The organism is Acholeplasma laidlawii PG-8A (assembly GCF_000018785.1).
In the GTDB taxonomy this organism is placed as follows: domain Bacteria; phylum Bacillota_I; class Bacilli_A; order Acholeplasmatales; family Acholeplasmataceae; genus Acholeplasma; species Acholeplasma laidlawii.
Genome location: NC_010163.1, coordinates 1,466,905 through 1,488,943 on the forward strand (window position 1 = coordinate 1,466,905; position 22,039 = coordinate 1,488,943).

19 protein-coding genes are annotated in these 22,039 nt (G+C 31.9%); 2 read left to right on the top strand and 17 right to left on the bottom strand.

Annotated features, from left to right (window positions below; all coding sequences use genetic code 11):
• Window positions 1–91 precede the first annotated feature (91 nt).
• The 14 genes from ACL_RS06960 to ACL_RS07025 all read right to left on the bottom strand — a co-directional run bounded on the left by ACL_RS06960 (window position 92) and on the right by ACL_RS07025 (window position 16,801).
• Window positions 92–1,306: a lamin tail domain-containing protein gene (locus tag ACL_RS06960; protein ID WP_012243329.1), complete on the bottom strand. Its 1,215-nt coding sequence runs from the start codon at window positions 1,304–1,306 to the stop codon at window positions 92–94.
• A gap of 13 nt (window positions 1,307–1,319) precedes the next feature.
• Window positions 1,320–2,252, bottom strand: a complete 933-nt coding sequence (locus ACL_RS06965; RefSeq protein ID WP_012243330.1) for a hypothetical protein — start codon at window positions 2,250–2,252, stop codon at window positions 1,320–1,322.
• Window positions 2,253–2,457: 205 nt separating this feature from the next.
• On the bottom strand, window positions 2,458–5,211 hold the full coding sequence (locus tag ACL_RS06970) for an immunoglobulin-like domain-containing protein (protein WP_012243331.1): 2,754 nt from the start codon (window positions 5,209–5,211) through the stop codon (window positions 2,458–2,460).
• 43 nt (window positions 5,212–5,254) lie between these two features.
• Window positions 5,255–6,712, bottom strand: coding sequence for an extracellular solute-binding protein (locus ACL_RS06975; protein ID WP_012243332.1), 1,458 nt, complete (start codon window positions 6,710–6,712; stop codon window positions 5,255–5,257).
• Between the two features lie 31 nt (window positions 6,713–6,743).
• Entirely contained in the window at window positions 6,744–7,679 is a 936-nt protein-coding gene (locus tag ACL_RS06980) for a carbohydrate ABC transporter permease (RefSeq protein WP_012243333.1), read from the bottom strand.
• A gap of 11 nt (window positions 7,680–7,690) precedes the next feature.
• A complete protein-coding gene (locus tag ACL_RS06985; RefSeq protein ID WP_012243334.1) occupies window positions 7,691–8,614 on the bottom strand; it encodes a carbohydrate ABC transporter permease in 924 nt (307 codons plus the stop codon).
• Window positions 8,614–10,215, bottom strand: a complete 1,602-nt coding sequence (locus ACL_RS07360) for an ABC transporter ATP-binding protein (RefSeq protein ID WP_012243335.1) — start codon at window positions 10,213–10,215, stop codon at window positions 8,614–8,616. The genes ACL_RS06985 and ACL_RS07360 overlap by 1 nt, the downstream gene beginning before the upstream one ends.
• Before the next feature lie 495 nt (window positions 10,216–10,710).
• Complete coding sequence (locus tag ACL_RS06995) at window positions 10,711–11,493, bottom strand: DUF92 domain-containing protein (protein WP_041634444.1); 783 nt, start codon at window positions 11,491–11,493, stop codon at window positions 10,711–10,713.
• A 27-nt stretch (window positions 11,494–11,520) separates the two neighbouring features.
• Window positions 11,521–12,381, bottom strand: a complete 861-nt coding sequence (locus ACL_RS07000; RefSeq protein ID WP_012243337.1) for a phytoene/squalene synthase family protein — start codon at window positions 12,379–12,381, stop codon at window positions 11,521–11,523.
• Entirely contained in the window at window positions 12,381–13,868 is a 1,488-nt protein-coding gene (locus ACL_RS07005; RefSeq protein WP_012243338.1) for a phytoene desaturase family protein, read from the bottom strand. Before ACL_RS07005 ends, ACL_RS07000 begins: the two co-directional genes overlap by 1 nt.
• Before the next feature lie 15 nt (window positions 13,869–13,883).
• Window positions 13,884–14,543, bottom strand: a complete 660-nt coding sequence (locus tag ACL_RS07010) for a diacylglycerol/polyprenol kinase family protein (RefSeq protein WP_012243339.1) — start codon at window positions 14,541–14,543, stop codon at window positions 13,884–13,886.
• 9 nt (window positions 14,544–14,552) lie between these two features.
• Window positions 14,553–15,233: an ABC transporter ATP-binding protein gene (locus ACL_RS07015; protein ID WP_012243340.1), complete on the bottom strand. Its 681-nt coding sequence runs from the start codon at window positions 15,231–15,233 to the stop codon at window positions 14,553–14,555.
• Between the two features lies 1 nt (window position 15,234).
• Window positions 15,235–16,305, bottom strand: coding sequence for an ABC transporter permease (locus ACL_RS07020; RefSeq protein WP_012243341.1), 1,071 nt, complete (start codon window positions 16,303–16,305; stop codon window positions 15,235–15,237).
• Window positions 16,306–16,318: 13 nt separating this feature from the next.
• A complete protein-coding gene (locus ACL_RS07025) occupies window positions 16,319–16,801 on the bottom strand; it encodes a glutathione peroxidase (protein WP_012243342.1) in 483 nt (160 codons plus the stop codon).
• 84 nt (window positions 16,802–16,885) lie between these two features.
• Between ACL_RS07025 and ACL_RS07030 the strand changes: the two genes are divergently transcribed.
• Together ACL_RS07030 and ACL_RS07035 are read left to right on the top strand one after the other, a co-directional pair.
• Window positions 16,886–17,617, top strand: coding sequence for a LytR/AlgR family response regulator transcription factor (locus tag ACL_RS07030; RefSeq protein ID WP_041634448.1), 732 nt, complete (start codon window positions 16,886–16,888; stop codon window positions 17,615–17,617).
• Window positions 17,618–17,629: 12 nt separating this feature from the next.
• A complete protein-coding gene (locus ACL_RS07035) occupies window positions 17,630–18,964 on the top strand; it encodes a GHKL domain-containing protein (RefSeq protein ID WP_012243344.1) in 1,335 nt (444 codons plus the stop codon).
• A 2-nt stretch (window positions 18,965–18,966) separates the two neighbouring features.
• On the opposite strand, the gene ACL_RS07040 is transcribed toward ACL_RS07035, so the two are convergent.
• From ACL_RS07040 to ACL_RS07050, 3 genes are read right to left on the bottom strand one after another with little or no spacing between them, the layout of a single operon-like run.
• Complete coding sequence (locus ACL_RS07040; RefSeq protein WP_012243345.1) at window positions 18,967–19,749, bottom strand: DUF1295 domain-containing protein; 783 nt, start codon at window positions 19,747–19,749, stop codon at window positions 18,967–18,969.
• Window positions 19,749–21,521: a DegV family protein gene (locus tag ACL_RS07045; RefSeq protein WP_012243346.1), complete on the bottom strand. Its 1,773-nt coding sequence runs from the start codon at window positions 21,519–21,521 to the stop codon at window positions 19,749–19,751. The genes ACL_RS07040 and ACL_RS07045 overlap by 1 nt, the downstream gene beginning before the upstream one ends.
• On the bottom strand, window positions 21,518–21,925 hold the full coding sequence (locus ACL_RS07050) for a DUF2177 family protein (protein ID WP_012243347.1): 408 nt from the start codon (window positions 21,923–21,925) through the stop codon (window positions 21,518–21,520). Before ACL_RS07050 ends, ACL_RS07045 begins: the two co-directional genes overlap by 4 nt.
• Window positions 21,926–22,039 lie beyond the last annotated feature (114 nt).

Sequence of the window (22,039 nt, forward strand, 5' to 3'; positions counted from 1 at the left end):
TACGATATAAAAACGCTAATTTGATAATAAAAACCACTTAATACTACAATTTAATTTTAAGTGGTTTCATTGTGTTAAAATAATGTTATTTTTACCAAGGTAATGGATTATGTGGTTCCCAAGTTGGGTTTGTCGTTGCTAATCCACCAGTACCATTGTTTGCTTGATAATTCCAGTCTGGAGATTTTTCTCCATCTGGATTTCCTGGATATCCATGCATAGCCCATCCTTGAGATCTTGCATATTCTTCTGCAAACTTTAAGAATGTTAGATATGGAACATCTTTGTATGTTAAAAGGGTATCATAATTGCTAAATGTAAGAGGGACATCGTCTGATAAACCTTCTTTAACAATCAAGAATTGTGATAAGTGACCATTAATCCATACTAAACCTAGATTACGTCCATTGCCCTCTTGTAGTGCATAGCCCGGAATAGATTGAACAATGATTTCTTTACTTGTTGCATCATTTAACAGATATTCTTTATTGAATTTACTTGCAACATATCCCCATGGTGCAGCAATTACATAAGCACCATTAACTTCTGGTGTATCAATATAAAAGTATCTCATTGAACCACCAGGATAGCCATTTCCAGCACGAAATGTTGCTGTATCACCATCAGCAATACTTTGAAGTGTAACAAGTGCAGTACCACCTCCACCTACAGTTGGGTTTGTAGGATCAACATAATCTAGATCATGATATCTTTCTTCTAGTCTTGGTCCTTCAAGTAATTGTTCTAATGTTTTAATTTGGTATAACTCATTTTTTAGATAATTAAAAGCTTCTGGTTTGTAACTAATAAATTTGTACGCTGTGTAGCTTGCATCTGGTTTAAATTCTGCAGGATTACCAAGTCTAATCATGGTTTGATTTCTTGAAAAATCTAGATCCATTCCAATGGTACCTACTAAGTCATGTGCCTTACCAGATACTCTTAATTCGATTGCGTCATTACCGTTAAACGGTAATGGACCATCTTCATAAGTAAAATCAATTAGTGGTTTTACTGAAGATATGGTTTGTTGATTACTTCCAATAACGAAATATCCTTTGGCTGCGATTTCACCAGTTAATTTAATTTTTACAGATACTTCTTCAGAACCATTTGAATAAAAATATAATTCATGATTGCTTAACTTAACTACTTCTTCACTTGGGTTATATAATTCAAGTAAATTATCGCTTTGATAAGCCGTTGTATATACTTTTGAAATCACTACATCAGATGTTGCGCTATCACATGATACAAGTATGAATGCTGCAAATACTAATATAAATATACTTAATTTTTTTAACATATATTGCTTCCCCTTACATTTCTTTGTTATGTTTTATTGCTTCTATTTCCTGTCTTTGAAGTTCTTTTTTTGCGCTACGCTTTAGTTTATATCTTGTATATACTTCTTTATGGAAAAAGATAAAGTATGTTAGTGGTATCACTACAAGTAGCAGTAATGAAATATTTATTAGATATAAACTGTTTAATTTGTTTAGTTTACTGATTAAAGTAGCATCATAATATAAATTTATATTATTTTTGATATCACTAAGCGATTCATCTGATAAAAATTTAATTTCATCGGATGTAATAAACTTGATATCTCTTTGATAAGTGTTGCTAAATTTATCAGGGATTTGATTTACTAAATCAGAATTATATAAAGTGACTAACTCTCTACTAAAATAATTAATATCATCATATGCAATGTGAATGGATTCAAATGAAATAGTTGATTCCGCTTTTAGTCTATCAAAATTAATAAGCAATAACTTTGAAGTATCATCATAGAGTGTGATGAAGGTTTCTTCAAATGTTTGTTTATTCGTTTGTCCAATAGTGATTTCTTGATTAAATTTGATAGTTGCACGAATTGTGCTATAGTCATCTTCATCTTTTAACAGTGATGTATCTGTTATATTTAGATCCCTTATTAAGATAGCTAGAGAATGCTCATAGGATCTTAAATTTTCAGCAACTTTATAAATGTATAGACCCACTTCATCTTCACCATCTATAAAATGTTGTTCATAAAGCGGCTCTTTAAAGATAATAGCATTGGTTCCATCACCTCTATTAGCAACCAGTGTTGCAGCAAGTAACTTTACATTGTTATCTTCTACCTCACTTTGTAGTGATTGTAGAAACTCTACACGTTTTTGCGCTTCTGTATATAAAGAAACCATGAATGTTGCCATACCAATAAAAATGATGTATAGAATTATAAAAAACCAGTTTTTTGTCATAGATTTATCCTTAAATGTAAGCTACTTAATGTCTTTTAATTATATAATAAATTACGTATTTTTTCAATTTATTATATGTTTTATAACTAATATGTTTGAATTTCTATATTTTAGAAAAGAAAAGCCTATGCTTCATTCTTAAAGAAGCATAGGCTCTAATTTTTTATCACTTTATACTTACTATATTACTATGAAATATAAATAATTAATTAAGTACGTAAATCTTTAGGTTATCTACACCAATAGCATAAGCTGTGTTTGAAGTTGATGATGCAGCTGGTGCTTCATATACTAATCTATATGTTCCGCCACCTGTAATTTCGATAGATACGTTTGTTAATGCGTCTTTAGTTAATTGACCAAATACGTTATCACCAACTGTTACCCAATTTTCACCTTCAAGTTTTTCAACTCTTACTGATGAACCTGCTAATCCTACAGTTTGATCAAAGTTATTTTGATTCCATGCAGCAAAGTCAAATTCTATCTTTGATGCGTTTGCATAAGCTGCTGCAGTTAAGTCGAATTCAACATAAGATAGTTTAAATGTAGAAATTGGTGCTAATACTAGGAATGCTGCACTGTCAGCCCAAGGAGCAAAAGTACTTGTGTTAATTTGTACTCTATCTTTGTCTAGTGTAAATGCATCACCATTTGTATTAGAGAATGCTAATGTTCCAGCCGCATAACCTGTAACAGGTGATGGACCAAAATCAAATGTGTAAGCTACAGTTTCAACTGCTGCTTCAGCTTTTACAGTGATTTCAAACACTTTAGTGTCTGTTGCTTCACCATTTGTTAAAGCTGCTGTTAATGTAACTACAGTATCAGCTGCTGGTTTAGTGTATGTACCATCGTTGCCTAAAACTTCTGGATGTGATGATGTCCATACTACAGTTGTACCGTTTGCTAGTGTAACAGGTAATGATAATGATTCTAGTGTTGTTGCCGGTAATTCTAATAATAGTTTGTCTAATGCTAATTCTTCTGCATCAGTTAAGATTGGTGATTCACCTTCAGTAACTTGAGCTGCAGCATGAATACCAATTGCACCATTATTTGATCTCCAAGTTAATAAAGCATTAGTAAATGACACATAATCACCAACTTTTAAGCCCTTAATAAAGTCAGATGAACCAACTAGTGGTTGTCTTGAATCCCAGTAGAATCTAATTGTCTTTAATGTTACTTCATCTTCTAAGATTAATTCAACGTTACCGTAATCATTAGCGATAACTTCTTTTACCTTTAAGTTAGCAACTGAAACTAGATTTGATTGGAATGGTAATAGACTTTCTGCATCCCATAAAGTGATTGTTCTTAGGTCTGTAGCTTCTGGCATTGTACCATCTAATTCTAAATCAGTAACTTCTGGACTACCTAATTGAATTAATCCACTAAATACTGTTCTAGTACCAATGATTTGAACTTGTTTACCAACTAATAATGCTAGGTCAGCTGCTGCCCCTACTGAAGCATATACAGTGATTGCACCAGTACCATCAGCGATAGAAATTTGTCTATGAGCGTTGTAACCTAATACAGTACCAGTAATCATAAATTTATAAGTATTAACTGTAGCTTCTAAAACTTCTGCAATTGTAGATGGAGCAACTTCGCCCACTCTAATTGTGAATTCTTTAGTAGCTGAAGCCTCGCCTAATGTTAATGTAGCAACTAATTTAACATCTTTTTGACCAGATGTTGGAAGTGTTACCTTACCATCAGCTAAGTTAATTAATGCGTTGTTTGCATCTTCTGCATCTTTGAATGACCAAGCGATATTTACTTCATCAGATTTATTAGCTAATGTTAATGTTTGATCTGCTTTGTAAACTTCAACTGGTAATTTAAGTGCGTTTTTAGCAACGTCAACTTTTTGTGATTCATTTAAGTTTGCAGTAATACCTGATGGTCCACCTACATAGTAAACAGCAAATGCTAAGTTATTTGATCTGTATGTATAAATCACTACATCCATTTCAACTTCAAAGCCTGCAAAACTACGTACGTAAGGGAAATCAGCTGTTCCGTAATAGAACATAAAGCCGCTTGCAGGAACACCTGGTTCACCTAATACTAATGCAGATTTAGCTGCATCAATAATGTAAGTATTGTAGTTACCTGAATCGCCTTCAATCATGAAGATATTACCTTTAACAGTTGCATAAATTGGTTCAAAGTTTCCATCAGAAACAGCTGGATAATTATGTTCGCCTGCTGTTGTTAATTCACTGATCTTAGAATCAACACTGTTAACAGTTTCTTTAGTTGGATATTGTGGCGTTGCAGATGCTTTTTCAACACCTGTAGATTTCACTAATTCCCAAATACCGAAGTACCATTCTAAAGCACCAGTAACATCGTATACTTTACCAACTTCGAAAGTTGTTTGGCTGTTGAATAATTGAATAATACCTGTTCCATCATAACCAAAGTAAACATCACCTTTTGCAAAGATTGTTACATTTGGAATAGTTACAGTATATTCGCCACCATCATAAGCTTCATCTCTGATCGCTAGGATATCAGCAATTGTTTCAATTTCGATTTCTTCAACTGTATTTTCTTTAATTGTTAATGTTTTTTCCCATTTCTTCTCTAAGATTTCATCAGAAATTTCTGATTTTAATTTTAAAGTAGCTGTGATTTTAACAGTTGCATCGCCTTGACCTTTAGCTGGACGGTTAACAGTTGCAGTAACTTCATTGTTAACAGCAGTTCCAAATGATACAACACCTGGATTATCTGATGTCCATACAGCTTCGATCCCACCAGCAAGCATGCTTGGTACAACGAAGTTTGATGTAATATTAGATGGATCACTGATTAAAATGTCCATACCTGCATGGGCTGTATCTAATTTAGCTATAGCCCCATCTTCCTTAGCTGTTGGTCCACAAGCCACTAGGACTAAACCAACAAGTAAGATTGCAATAAAACTTAATATTTTTTTCATGTATTTTCTCTCCTTTTAGATTTTTGTAAATAGCATGAATAAATCAATTGGTAATAAAGTTATAAGTGTTTTGGTATTCTCTATCAATATATGTATTTAAATCTTCTGCACTTGTTGCTTTATAAGAGAATATTTTTACTAATAATGGACCAACTTCAGTTCTTGTTTTGGAACTTAAATTGAATACTGCCGAAGTAAAGAAGATGTCACCATTATTTCTAAACATATCAATTGCTTCTTTAACAAGTTTGTTTTGTGCTTCTGCTAATGTAGTTGGGTTTTCTTTAATACCTGCTACATACTTTGTCCATGTTTCTGTTTCATAAGCAGAATAACGGATTGGTGCATACCCTGAAGGGATAGCATACTCAGCTGTTTTCTCTGCTGAAATCATATATTTAGCAAATAACCAAGCAGCGATCATACGTTGTTCATTATCTTGTTTGAATAAGTTAATGTTAGGTCCTTGTTGAATTTGAGCACGTTCTTTACCTTCAAAGTGAGGAAGTGGTGCAACTCCAACGCGAACACCTTTATTAAATGATGATGCATCATATGCATATCTTGTACCACCAGTTGAACCTACATACATGTATAGTTTTTCACCATTCTTGAAGATGTCAGATGTAAATGCTTCAGCATTTAATGTTCTAGTTAACATTAGGTTTTTATCTACTTTATCTTTAAAGTATTTGATCATTTCTTTAGATTGAGCATTGTTAAATAATACTTCGCCACGTCCGGTTTCTGCATTATAACCTGTGTATGGAGCACCCCATTGTTTTGATCCAGTGATAAACATGTTATCTTCTGAGTCATAACCAAATGGAATAGCTTCTGGTTCACGGGATTTAATATCTTGTGCAATCTCAAATAGTGTTTCCCATGTTAGACCAGCTTCTACAAGTTCTGTATATGTTTTACCATTTAATGAATGTTGGTCAAAGTATGTCTTGTTATAGAAGAAACCTTCACTTGATTTTGTAAATGGTAAAGATAATATTGTACCTTCATTATCATATGAAGTACCTTCAGCCCATAGAGATGGTAAGAAGTCTTCTAATTCCTCTTCAGAGTATCCTAGTGTTGGATGGCTAATGAAGTTGTTTAATGCTAGAGGTGCTTTAGCAATCGCGTAACGAGAAATGTGGTCTGGATAACTCTCTGCAATATCTGGTGTGTTACCAGCAGGAATTGATAAACTCACTTTCTCAGCTAATTGATTGTAGTCTGCTCCAGCTTTTGTTAGTACAACAGTAATATTTGGATACATTTCTTTAAATTCTGCAACCCACTTGGTCACCATTTCTTCATTTGCTGCACCCATTCTGTGCCAGAAATGAATTGTTACTGGTGTTTCGGTATCAAACTCTGTATCTGGTGATAATTCATACCACTCAACAAGTTTTCCACCACCACCTTGTCCACGTTCACCACCAATACAAGCTACTAAGGTGAATGTGAAAGCAACCATGATAATGCTTAGTAATATTTTTTTCATGTCTTTCTCCTTTTAAAAATTAATTTGGCTTTTAACCTTTTACTCCCGATCTAGAAACACCACTCATAATATACTTTCTAAAGAAAATAAATAAGAGTAATAATGGTACTGTAACAATTACTGTTGCAGCCATTTGATAGTTTAATAATGGGCGACCTACACCTGATTCTGCTTGGTCAATAAATGAACCTCTTAACCATGTAGTTACTAAACGGTATTCCTCGTGAGCAACTAAGTTTGGCCAAATATAAGCATTCCATGTTCCCATTAACTTTAAGATAACAATAGTAATGATAGATGATTTAGCCATAGGTACCATAACACGTACTAAGTATTTGAAATCACCACAACCATCTACTTTTGCTGCATAATATAATTCGTTAGGTATTTGCTTAAATGTCTGTCTTAATAAATAAATATGGAAGATTGAGACCATAAATGGCACAATCATCGCTAAGTAGGAGCCAACGCCTTGGGCATCTACCCACCCAAATTTGGCTACTGTTACAAAGTTAGAAATAACCATCATTTCGCCAGGGATCATCATTGTTGCAAGTAAGATCGTGAAGATTAAGTCTTTACCTTTAAAGTTTAATCTTGCAAGCGCGAACGCAACGATAATCGAGAATATTGTTCCACCAACAGTTGAGAATACTGCGACTACAAGTGTGTTGGTTAAATATCTAGGGAAATTAATGTTGGTTGTGCTTGATGTATAAAAGAATACGTTGATATAGTTTTTAGGTGAGAAATCTTTAGGGAATAAACTCACGTTAAGGGAGTTTAATACCTCATCAGTGCCTTGTAACGATACGTTTAACATCCAATAGAATGGGATGATTACTATAATTGACATAATTGCCAAGAATAAGTATATACCGAATTTACCTAAGAAGGTTGCTGATTTTTGAGCTTTAAGTTTTTGGTTGACTTTATAATCAACTTTAAAATTTGCGTTTGCTGTCATTTTTGTCCTCCTTAGTAATGAACACGTTTTTTACTTACGTATAAGTTCACAATTGTAAATACTAATATGATTAAGAATAGTATTACCGCACCTGCTGCACCTCTAGAATAGTAAGATATACCATTTCCATCTAGACCATATTGGTTGATTTTGTCATAAACATAAGCAACCGATGTCCATCTTTCAGCTGGTAATCTAGCGCCAGTACCTGCAACCGCAAATACAGATTCATACGCTTTAAATGCACCAATGAATGAAGTAATTAAAATATAACTAATTAATGGTGATAATAAAGGGATTGTAATTCTTGTTAGTACTCTACGTTTAGGTGTACCATCAATTTTAGCTGCATCATAGTATTGTTTAGAAATATTTTGTAAACCACCGATAAATACTAAGATTTTAAATGGCAATGCACTCCAAATTGTATAAATTAATACTACAAACATCCAGTTATTATAAGTAGCTGTAGGCCCAATCCAGTCCGTTGTCATTTCAAATAATGTATTGATAAGACCTTCTGCAACCACACCTTGTGTTAATGGGTGTGAGAACATTACAGCGAATACCATACCAATAGCTAGTGTATTGGTTACATATGGAATGAAGAATATTGTTTGGAATATTCTTTGTAGTGGCTTAATTGAATTTAATGCTACAGCAATAAGTATTGCTAATATAGTTGAAATTGGAACCGATACAAAGACGAGTAACATCGTATTTTTTAAAGCACCAATGTAATATGGGTCTTTAAATAATGCCATGTATGCTGCAGCGTCAAAGTATGTACCAAAGTCATCAGCAATGGAGTTATAGCCGGAGAAAAATGATATTAAGACTGTCTTGATCAAAGGATAGAACGTAAACAGTGATAATAAGATCAACGGCAAGGCTATATACAACCACGCTTTATAATCTTTTTTATTTTCTAACATTACGCTAATCTCCTACCACTAACCTTATCAAAAATATAAGTTTTATTTGGTTTAAGATTGAACTTAATTTCTTTCTTGTTTTTTAAGTCTAAATTTTCATTTGTTAAAATGATTCTCATAGATTCAGCTTGTAGGTTTTTATGTTTAGAAACTAATGCTAAGTCTCTACCAATGGTTTCTACGAATAGTGGTTCAACTGATAATGAACCATTATCTGATAGTTCATAACCTTCCGGTCTTACCCCTACAACCACTTCACCTTTAAGATCTTTATCTAACTTCTTAGATTCGAAGACAACTTTTCCGTCAATTAAAACTTTTTGGTTTTCAATTGTTGCGTTATAAACACTAATAGGAGGTGTTCCTAAGAATTTAGCACTAAATAGATTACCTGGTTCGTTATAAACTTCTTGTGGAACTCCAGTTTGTTGTTCTTCACCGAAGTTCATCAACATAATTTCATCAGAAATTGACATTGCTTCTTCTTGGTCATGGGTAACGAATACGGTTGTAATACCAGTTTCTCTTTGGATACGTTTGATTTCTTCTCTTGTTTGAAGTCTTAATCTAGCGTCTAAGTTTGAAAGTGGTTCGTCAAGTAGTAAAACTTTAGGTTTTTTAACGAGTGCTCTAGCAATCGCAACACGTTGTTGTTGACCACCTGATAATTGAGCAGGTGTTTTATCTAGTTGATCTTCAATACCAACTAATTTCGCCATTGCTACAGCATCATCATTCATTTGTTTCTTGTAGTTGATTGCTTTAGCTTTTTTAACAATACTTACAGACTTAGGAATGATTGTTTCAATTTCAACTTCATATTTAGCTTGAAATTCATTTTTATTTGTATAAGTTGAACTTAATTCTTTTTTAATTGCTTTTGCTTTAGTTTCAAAGTCTTTTTCAACTTCGGCATAAGTTGTATTAATAATGTCTTTTAATTCTTTTAAATTTGCTGGTGTAATCTTAGCTTTTTCTTCTAAATATTTGTTCTCAAATTCTTTAATTTTAGCATTTAAGTCTAATTTAAGATTTGCTAAGTTATTTTTTAGCGCTTGTTTTAATTCTGGTGTTTTAACTTGTACTTCTTTAAATTCTTTTTCGAATGCTAGTTTAGCACTTTGGTATTGTGCTTTTAACTCAGATTCATGTCTTCTATATTTGTTTTTTAAAGATTCTGATTTATCTTCATACTCATATAAAATTTTAGCTTCAGTTGGTGTTTCAATCAAATGTGCTTTCTTATATGCTTCTTCAATTGATCTCTTACGAATGTTCATATTTTCTAAAGGAAATAGTATGTTCTTTCGTACAGTCATATGAGGATATAATGCATAGTTTTGGAAAACTAATCCAATACCTCTTTTTTCTGGTGATAATTCAGTAACGTCTTCGTCACCAAAAAAGATTCTACCTTCAGTTGGGTAAAGTAATCCGGAAATCATATATAATGTTGTTGATTTTCCACATCCTGATGGACCTAGAAGACCAACTAGTTTGCCTGACGGAATCACAATATCTAAATTAGATACAGCTCTAGTTTCAGTCTTTGCTTTTAAATCTGTAAATACCTTGGTTAAACCCTCGAGTTTAATTTCCATTGTGTTGTACACTCCTTTTGATTTATAACAATATTAAAAAAAAGCAAAACTACACACCCGTGTGTTTTACGCAATAAATAGGTTTAGATAAAAAAATGAAGTCTGTTCGTGTTGTCTCATACATATTAGCATTCTTTGAAGCAGCACAATAAAATATCATTTTAATACCTCCGACATTTGTTATTATACTTCATACGCCAAATAATTTCAAGAATTCAAGACCTATTTGCGTAAACAAAGGGTATATTTTTTAGTCATATTTTTCCGGATTTTAGGTAAACGCTTACATCTTTGATGTAATAATATACCCAATTGACTAAGTATTTATACTCATGTTTGAACACCCAAAGATCCAATAACCTATCCTTTATTGGGTTGAAGTGCCATAGATATTTATATTCGTTTTGTCCATGACTATTCATTGTATCACACTTTATATTTGTTGTATAGTAGAAAATGTAAAACGTTTACATTCTTATCTATAAGGACATATATTTAGATGACCAACAATAGGTAAGTTACAACCGAAATCGTAAGGACCATAATGAAATTTACAGTACTGTTATTAATAAACTTTTTACCTGATATAAGTATAAATTGCTCAGTATTTGATATCATTTCCGCTATTTTTCCACTTTTTATGTCTTTGTATTTTGCTTGTAAAAAGACGCCTAAATAACTATCTAAAATACTTCCCAAAAACCCTGAAATTGTAATAATTACACTAAATTCTGTGAGTAAATTTAGACTAAATTCTTCTGTTAAAAAGTATAGTGCAGAAAACATTAAACTAATCACTAACGCGCCTAAAAATGAAGCAACTACACCAAGCATACTCACAGCACCGGATAGACCTTTTTCCATAGCCTTAAAGGTGAGTATAGAGTAGGTTTTACCTTTACTTAAACTACCAATTTCAGAAGCCCAAGTGTCGGCTGTGGATGCTGCAATAGCAACCACAGCGACAACAAGATATGTTAAATCGTGTAAAAAATAATAGAGTGTTAAGAAAAATAAGGAAACGATAGAGTTAGAAATCACTTGAATATAGTCTCTACCATACTTTTCTTTTTCGTTTTTATTAAACTTTGAAATAATACTTGAACTAATAAAGAAGAAGATAAGTATACTCCAAGCAATAAAGGTTCCGAAAACATAAAATAGCATACCAACGATACTCGCAGTGATAAAACCACTCACTGTCAGTGATCTTTTTTTATATGCAACAAATGCTACCGATAAACTTAGTAATAGACCGATGATGTATGGTACAAACATATGCTCATTCATGCTCCTTAGTGTACATTACTTATAAATACTTAAAACAATTTCTTTTTTTCTTTCATCAGATACAACACTTCTGATGTTATAGACATCATAGTTGTTTAATCTAATGGTATGAATAATTTCTTCATACATCTTGGATGCTAGTAAGAGTGGCTTTCTAGCATCTGGTTTAAATAGATGTAGTTTTTCTAATGCAATTTCATATTTCTTATGTGCATAGTTTGCAAGGTATTCAAACATTTGAGTGAATCCGTGATTGATAACACCTGTTTCTAAATCTTCTTGGGTGTAATTAAATTGCTGCATGACATCCTTGGGTATATAGATGCGGTTTCTTTTACGATCTTCACCAATATCTCTTAAGATATTTGTAATTTGCATCGCTTCCCCTAAATTTGTAGCTACATACTTTAATTCACCAATTGCCTCTTTAGGTGCTAGTACATAACTTAACATCTCACCTACAACACCCGCTACATGATAACAATACTTTAGTAAATCATCAAGTGTTATGGGTTGTATAAACAAGAAGTCTTGTCTCTGGCCTTCAATTAAGTCGAAATATGGTTTAAAATCATAATCTTTAGGATAATAATACTTAATAACTTCATTTAGACTTCTGAAGATAAAATCCGTTGGTGGATTTCCTTTAATCATGTTCATTAATTTAGCTTCATAACTATTTAATAAGTCAATATCTTTATATTCATCAATGGCATCATCAACAACTCTACAATAGGCATAAATTGCATAGATCGCTTGGCGATCTTGCTTGGCTTTTAGCATACTAAAAGCCTTATAAAAAGTTTTAGAGTTTTCTTTTATAATTGCTTCACACTTATTAAAATCTTCTTTGAGTTGTTTAGATAATTTCATCATTATTTAAGATCCTTATGCAGTTCATTAACTGCTAATTTTGCACTATTTAAAACAATTGGAACTCCAGCACCTGGGTGATTACTACTACCAGCTGAATATAAATTCTTTAGATATCTAAATTTATTTTGTGGTCTATAGTAGTTGGATTGTAATAAGGTTGGACGAAGACCAAAGGTTGCACCAAATTGTAGATTGAATTTAGATTCGAAATCATTTGGACTATAGACCTTAAGATATTCTATATTATCTTTGATATCTTTAAATACTTCATGCTCAGACATCATATCTAATATTTTATTTTTATACGCCTCTACTGCTTTATCATCCCATTTTTCAGGACTATCTGATTTGTTAGGTACCGGTACTAGGACATACATAGCCTCTTTACCTTCTGGTGCCATGGAACTATCAATACGACTTGGTGTGTATACATAGTATGATGGATCTTTAGGTGTATTACCTTCAAATATGTCATTAATGTTACCATTAAAGTCATTGGTAAAGAAGAATGTATGAGTTTTTAAGTCATAACGTTTTTTAGTACCTATGTATAGTATAAATGATGAAGAAGAATATAACATTTTATTGACTTTCTTTTCGCTATATTTTCCTTTGTTTTTCTTTTCTTTAATTAAATTGTTCATAACCCACGGGAAATCCGCATTGGTTAACACAGCATCATAGTTTTCAGTCACTTTACCATCAACCTTTAATGCTTTAATTTGTTTTTTCTCAATAAGCAGTTCTTCTACACTTTGATTTAGTAAGATTTTTCCACCCATCTCTATAAATCTTTTCTCCATTGCTTTAGCCATACTGTACATTCCACCTTTAATATAATGAACACCGTATAGTAATTCAATCATTGGAATAATTGTATAAATTGATGGTCCATTATATGGTGATATACCTATATATAGTGTTTGGAATGCTAAAGATTGTCTTAATTTTTCATTCTTAACAAATTTAGCAATAGATTTATAAGCTGAGCTAAAGGTTTTTAGTTTCAAACCTTGATAAAGCATTTTAGGGTTGTAAAAGTCGGTTGGTTTTCTAAAACTACGATCAATAAAGTGATTTTTAGCAACTAAATAGCGTTTATAAACGTCTGCTAAATAAGCTAAGTAACCTTGAGCATCTTCTTCACTAATCTTTTCGTTTTCTATCGTCATTTCAACTAAATCGTTGGTTGCGATTAAGTTTGTCTTGTCACGATATTTGATTTCAAACATCGGATCAAGACGTACCATATCAATATAGTCCTTATAATCTACACCACTAACTCTAAATACTTCTTTATAGATCTCTGGCATCATAACGATTGTTGGTCCTACATCAAATGTAAAACCTTCTTCTTTAATTTGATACATTCTTCCACCTACTTTTTCATTCTTTTCATAGATGGTTACATCATATCCTAGTGCCTTAAGACGAATAGCTGAAGCTAAGCCTGCTGTTCCAGCACCAATTATAGCAACTTTTTTCATTTCAAATCCTCTTTCTTAAATCAATAGTAATACATAATACAAGAATGAAGTACCTAGTGGTACAGATAAGTTATCTAATCCTTTAGGTGTTATATATTCTGTTAGGGTTGCAAATACTGCAACTGCTAATGCAATCCAGAGTCTGGTTACACTATTTGAATAAATGATAATTAGGCTAGATGCAAGTAGTGATACAACAAACATTGTAACTACACCTACAACTGTTTTACCATGTCCAATGTCTTTGGTACCATACTTTTTACCAAGTACAGCAGCAAGTCCATCACCATAGCCCATCAGCATAACACCTAATAAACCAATATAGGCGTTACCTAGTACATAAAACGAGACAAATACGAGTATTGTAAGGGAAATTGGGTAATAAACTGTGCCTAAGTTTCCCTTACCATTACGTTCCATAGACTTAATGAGATTCGTCTTATAAGATATATAGTTTAAGATAATAAATGATACGGGTGGAATTAAAGTAAAGAGTATATCGTTAGGATCTTGCATAAAGGTGAGGGCTATAAAATACCAATTCGATACACCAATATGAATAAATTTTCTACTACCTTCTTCACCAATGATTCCTTTTTTACTTAAGATAGTTGATAACCCAATCATTAAAGCAATAAAGCCGTATGATGATAATAAATAATAAAGAATATGCATAGACACCTCTTATGATTTTTTTCTTAAGGTTAATACACCATCAACGATGACATATACCTTATCACAATACTCTAATAAGCGTTCATCATGGGTTACCATGATAGTAGCTTTTTTCTGTGCTTTTGTTTCTCTTGCAAGTAGTTTAATCACTTGAAATGCTTTGGTTGTATCTAAACTTGCAGTTGGTTCATCAGCAAAGATAACGTTTGGTTGGTGATACAACGCTTTAGCAATTGCAGCACGTTGACGTTCCCCACCTGATAATGCACTTGGATATTTATTTCTTAATTTATCGACATCTAACTTTTCAAATAACTCATTCATCCATTCGTTATTGACTTTAGTTTTAGTGATCTTGTTATACAAAACCATTTGTTCTTTAACTGTTAAGAATGGAATTAAGTTAGATGCTTGTAAGATAAAGCCAATTTGGTCTAATCTAATTTTTGATTTTTGATCATTAGTGAGTTCACTAAACGGTTTTCCGTTAATTAATACTTTACCAGTCGTTGGTTTTTGTAGTCCGCCAAGGATAGTTAAAAATGTAGATTTACCGGATCCAGAAGGTCCTATAATACCAATCAGTTCACCTTCATATGCTGTAAAGTTTGTTGGCTTTAATGCTGAAATTACATTATCACCCTGTAAAAAGTCCTTGGATACATTAATCATTTCAATGAGTGCTTTCATATTAGCCTCCTATAGCCTTTAATGGATCTATCTTAAGTACTGCACGTACTGAGAAGAGTGCACCTAAGAATCCAAATAAGAAAAATGCAACTGTGATCACACCGTAAAATAAGATGTTGATAGCAAAAGGTATGATATCACCTAAGAAGATACCAGATACAATGGTTAATATTAACCCAACAAATATACCAAATAAGACGAGTAAGAATGTTTGAGTAACCACAGAGTTTGCGATATAAAAATTAGAAATACCTTGAGCTTTCATCACACCAAACATTGGTGTTTTTTGAATGGTAAGTACATAAATAAAGATACCTAATACAAACGCTACAATGATAATTAAGAAAATAATCATTGTACCAAAAGTTAAGACTTGTGCAGTATAACCTGGTAGTGTTGCAATATAGTCAGCTGTTGTGTATGTAGCTAACTTAGTATCTAAATTACCAGTTGAACCTCGTACAATAATGCCACTATATAAATCCGGTGGTGTTTCTGTACTGTATCTATATTTTTGCCATGTTTCCATCGCCATATAGATTACAGGTGCTGTTTGATACGTACTTTTTGTAGAAAATCCAATGATTGTAAATACAGTATCAGTTCCTGATACAGCAATTGTACTTCCAATCTCATAACCTTCTTTTTTAAGTGATTCATCTACAACAACTTCATTTTGTTGAATGGTTAAATTACTTGCCTCTGTAGGTTTTAAGAAAGAATCATTATCTATACCGAAAAAATATACATTTAATCTTGAATCTACATTAGCTTCTGCATCCGGATTATTAATAACTGCTGGAAATAATCCAATTCTAGCTTTTGTTCCATCAACTTCTACAGATTCAAAATCATTGTTTGTCATGAATGACATCATAATCGAATCATTAGAATCTACTGTAATAACAACCTCATCTGAACCCCATTTGTTCACTGCATTAGTATAAGACGATGCTAAACCATATGCGAGTGATGTTAAAAAGTATACTAAGTAACTAATTAATACAATCACAGAGATAATTAATGCGAATTTACCCTTGGTGTACTTTAATTCTTTTATTGCTAAAAACATATAAATTACCTCCTTATTTATCTTTATTTAATAGTTTTTCAATGTCTTTTGCTATTTTTTCTGGTTTTACAAGTGGTGCATAACGTTTGATAACGCGGCCATTTTGGTCTACTAAAAACTTAGTAAAGTTCCACTTAATTTTTTTATTAAATAAGCCTTTTTGATGTCTTTTTAAATAGGTGTATAAAATAGACTCATCTGGCCCATTCACCTCTATTTTAGTAAATCTTCTAAAATCGGTTTTATAGTTTTTCACACAAAACTCATCAATTGTTTCTACACTATCTTTAGCATCTTTAAATTGATTACTTGGGAAATCTAAGATTTCAAACCCCTGATTTTTATATGTTTCATATAATTTTTGTAGCCCATCATACTGTGGTGTGAAAAAACAAGTTGTTGCTGTGTTAACAATTAATAACACTTTACCTTTATATGAATCTAAGGTAACAATATTATTGTGCATATCTTCAACGCGTATTTGATAGATACTCATTTTTTAATTCCTTCCTTTTTTATAATTTTTAATTCTTTTAATTATAGTATAATTATTATACGAACCACATCTATGGGGGATGCCATGATTTCTATAGCTATATGTGATAATGAACAAGTATTTCTAGATTATTACCAATCAAAACTTGAATCTGTTGCAAGAAAACTTAAGATTGATTTAGATATTCACCGCTTTTCTAGCGGTGAAGCTTTACTGTTTCATTTAGACGATTATCCTAACCAATTTCAAATTATCTATTTAGATATTGTAATGGGTGGTATTAACGGTATTGAAACTGCTTTAAAGGTTCGTAAATTAAACAGTGTTGTTAAAATCATATTCTTAACTTCTTCTACAGACTATGTCTTTAATGCATTTGATGCAAATGCATCTCATTACTTAATTAAAGATTTACACGATGATAAGTTTGATGATGTCTTCGCTCATGTATACAATCAAGTCAAAGCCAATATCAGTGAACCTTTATTTTCTATTACAACTCAACAAGAAAATTATTTAATTCCTTTCAGTGAGATTGCTTATTTTGAAAGTTTTAAACGTTTAGTGATTTGTCATAAATCAAACAAAGAACGCATAGAGTATTATTATAAGATTAGTGACTTAGTAACAGAACTTGAAGATAAACCTTTTATTCTGATTCACCGTTCATTTTTAGTAAATATGCAATATATTTTAAAACTTTCTAAGACAGATGTTTATTTAAAAAATGGTGTTGTGCTTCCTGTTTCTAGAAACAATTATGAAGAAGTCAAAGATAAACTGTTTAACTATAACAACCAAAATCGTTTGAAGTGAGGGTAGATTATCATGGATATACTTTATATTAGTTTTGCTATTTTAATATCAACCATATTTTCTTACTTTTATATTCGAATTTATTCGAAATATTTTGTCTTAAGATCTCACTACTATATAGGTTTTATTATTTTTCTACTAACTATATTTATTCAATTTATTACTGTTTTACCTTTTGGACTAAGTGTTGGTTATTTAGGTTTGTTATCGTTTATAACTTATCCACTTGCCTTATCACTGGTCTATAAAACCAATATCTTTAATATCACTTTTCTATCTTTAAATGCAATCCTTAAAATCTATGTAGACTTTATATTCTTTGCAGCTTTATTTGCACTTATTGAGCAAAATCAGTTAACACTTACTTGGATTTACGGTTCTAATTACTATCACTTAAGTCAAGCACTTGCATATACAGTATCCTTAATTTTACTTTTACTGTTTGATGCTAAACTTTTAGCTGATAAGCTTAAAGACTTCTTTTCTCAGCGTAGCAATTTATTACTTATTATTTCTATCCAAGCAATTTTAACGATTAACCTTATTTGGATGAGTGCTACCACTGAAGTACTTCCATTTAGATGGTATAACGTCATCTTATTATTACTTGCATTTAGTGTGGATGGTATTTATTTACTGCTTAGATTATTTACTGCAAATTCTACTTACTTTAGTGTGTTTAAAACTCATACAGATACGTTAAAGAAACAACTAAGCTATCAACTAGATCACTATAAAGTCTTTGAAAGTCAAACTCAAGAACTGTTACGCTTTAAGCATGACTACAATAAAGTGTTAAACTCTATTGCATCACTTGCTGATAGAGGCGACTTAGACTCCATTAAACATATTGTAAATGATTCTAATAAAGAACTTGATAGTCTCCAAATCAACTACAGTCGATATTCTAATAACCTTGTGTATGACGCACTACTAAATGACTATAGAAAGCGATTTGTAGGCATAGGTGCTAGTTTTGAATCTGTTGTATATATTAACTTTAATTTAGATATCTCTGAAATCAATATGATCAAACTATTTTATAATATTTTAGAAAACGCTTATGAAGCACTACTTCACGTGGAAGATGCATCTAAGCGTTTAATCAAGATTGATAGTGAACGCATGGATGCATACATTAAAGTGTCTTTTGTAAATACTATGAATATTGAATATTCAAGTCTTACCTTAAACTCTACAAAACCCGATAAACTTCAACACGGATTTGGTGCTTCTATCATTGATAAGATTTTAATTCAATATAACGGTTTTTCTAATCGTTATGCCACTAATGATGAAGGCATAGATTATTATCACTTGGAGATATTCTTACCTGTTATGAACTAACCTTACTTTTTAGGAGGTAGTGGAAAGAAAATAGATGTTTTACTTGCGTATGCTTGATATGCCAAATTCGTTTTATATTTCTTTTCAAGTAATGGAACGCCTGTTACATAAAGTAATAAATATGTAATGATTAACGGACTTATAAGTCCTATGAAACTTATAATATTCATTGTTCCTAATGTAGCAATACCAATTCCCCACCAAAGAGTAGCTTCCCCAAAATAATTAGGGTGTCTGGAAAACTTCCAGACATTTTTTTGCATAATTTTTCCTTTGTTTGAAGGATCTTTTTTAAATCTTTGTAGTGAGTGATCCGCGAGCACTTCAAAGATAAAACCAATAAAGAAAATCAGTGCGCCTAGTGATACAAGTATGATGCTTACCATGTCAAATGTTTTGTTAGATATTAAGTTTGTTAAGATGATTGGTAATGCTATGATATAACTAAATATAGACTGTGTCAAGAAAACATATAATAGGGCTTTTAACTTCACATGTGTTTTCCATTTATTTCTAAAGTTTTGATATCTAAAGTCTTCTTCTTTATTAAAGTTTCTCTTAAATAAATATAAAGATAATCTTAGACCCCAAATGATAGTTAATCCTGTAACGATTAAACCAGTGATCGTATATTGATCACCAAGTATGAGTGAAGATACTGCACTCACTACCACACCCATACCCCAAGCTATATCTACTAAACCGTTATTCTTTTTAATTTGAGCAATGACATACCAAATAAGAAAGTATGCTAGTAAGATAAGATAAATATATAAATAATTCATTATGATTCCTTTCTAATCAATCCAACCGCTACAGAGTTTAACCCTGAGTTCATAGCAATAATAGATGATATCTCCCCTACATATACCGGTGCTTTACCAGTCTTTTTAATAATCTCTGTTTTTAATTTTTCTGCTAATTTTAAATTGGATACATGGACAATTGCGTAATTTTCAATGCCTGCTGTTTTATGAATATGGCTTACCATATTGACTAGTTTTTTAAAATTTCGTTTTTGACCAATCGTCTTTGATAATACAACACCTTCACCCGCATCATTAATAGATACAATAGGTTTTAATCTTAATAACTTACCTAAGGTGCCAAGACTTTTTTTGATTCTACCACTTCTTACCATATTATCTAAGGTATCTACGTGAACTAGAATTTGAGTCTTTTGAACTAGTGTATTGATTGCTAGTTTGATGTTTTCAAAAGGTACTTTTTGTTCAATCATTTTAGCTACTTCATAAACAATTAATCCTTCTGAGACGCTGTTTTGTTTGGTATCAACAAGTAATACATCTTTATCTTTATAACCTTCAAGTGCCTTAGTAAATAAGTTGTGTATACCACTCATTTTTGAAGATACGGTTAAGATGATTAACTTTTTATAGTGTTTTAATAAAAAGTTAATCTGCGCATCGATTGATTTTATACTCGGTGTAAATGATGTGGGAAACTTTTCATGCTTATCGATGTAGTGGAAGAGTTGGTGGTTATTGATTGTTAACTTATCGTAATAGACTATATCATTAAAGTTGATACCAATTGGATGCACATGTATTGGATGACTATCTACAAATATTTTAGGTAGATCAGCAATTGAATCAGTTAGTATACAAATCTCATTATCCTTTGCCTGTGTAGCTTGGTATTGCTTTCTCATATCGTCAACTTTAGATTCTAGTATTTGACCAAGTCCACTTAGTTTTTCTACGATTACTTCTGGTTGGTTGGTGTGAAGATGCACACGTTTAAGTCTTTTTGTTTCTCCAATGACAAGTGAGTCACCAAAATTATCAAGTAGCTTTGTTAGTGATTGTTTATCCGTTGTTGTTTGAAGTAGTACTTCTGTACAATAGCGGTATGTAATATCTATGTGATCATGTTCGATGGTTTCAGGTTCTTCAAAACTATGTTGTTGCGCTACATCATCAGTTGTAGATCTTTTAATAATGCTTTGTAGAAAACCTTCAACAAATAATGTAAATCCAAGTGCACCTGCATCTACTACACCAAATGTTTTTAGAACTTCAAGTTCAGACTTGGTTTGTTCAAGTGCTTTGTTTAACTCTACGATGATATAGTCTACATAAGTTTCTATATTATCAATTGGTTGATTTGTGTTTTTCAGTGTTTCACTTAGTTTACGCATCAACGTTACCATGGTGCCTTCAACAGGATGACTTATGGCGTTGTATGCATGTATCACGCCTGATTCAATTCTTCTGATGAATTCAGGATAATCTATACTTTGATGTGTCTTTGTAAGGCTATATAAGAATTGAGAAAAGATTAATCCAGAGTTTCCACGTGACCCGATTAATGCTGCATCTGCTAAAGATTCTAGTGTTTCATCAATCGTGTTACCTAATTTGGTTTGTTCTATGATTGCTTTCATTAAGGCACTTAAGTTATTACCTGTATCTTGATCTTGTACAGGGAAAACATTTAATTGATTCAGTGTATCCTTTTTTTCAATTACTCTTTTAGCACCATGAATTAAAGCATCATACATACTCTTATTTTCAATCATTTGAAATTCATTCATTTTTCGAAGAACCTCCTATAGACGACATAGGTTATTATGGTTGTTACAAGTGTTAGGGATGTACCCCAAATTAGATCAATAACAACAATGAGTAATGGAAAGTCTTGCATGGTTGCATAATTGGTTAAATCATATGCACCGTATGTAGCAAACCCATAAATGAGTGCATAGAGGATGGTTTGCTTAAATGACTTTTCTTTAAGTCCTGGTTTTAACACCAGTACGAGTAGTCCTGTAACAAATGCTACATAAAATATAACTGCTGGAATGAGTTTAAACTCGTTACTGATTAAGTGTCCTAACTGTTCTTGATATAAGTCTTTTGAAAGTACACCTAACCATAGTAGGTCAATTAATAAAAATACAATCGTTGCAATCATAAATAAAATAACATTCTTTTTCATGTGGATACTCCTTTTCATTACTTGACTAAAGTATACGCTTTTACATTTTATAAAGTTTATGGATGTCACAAAATGTCGTTTTTTTGTAATGAGATGTAAAAAAGACCACTTCAT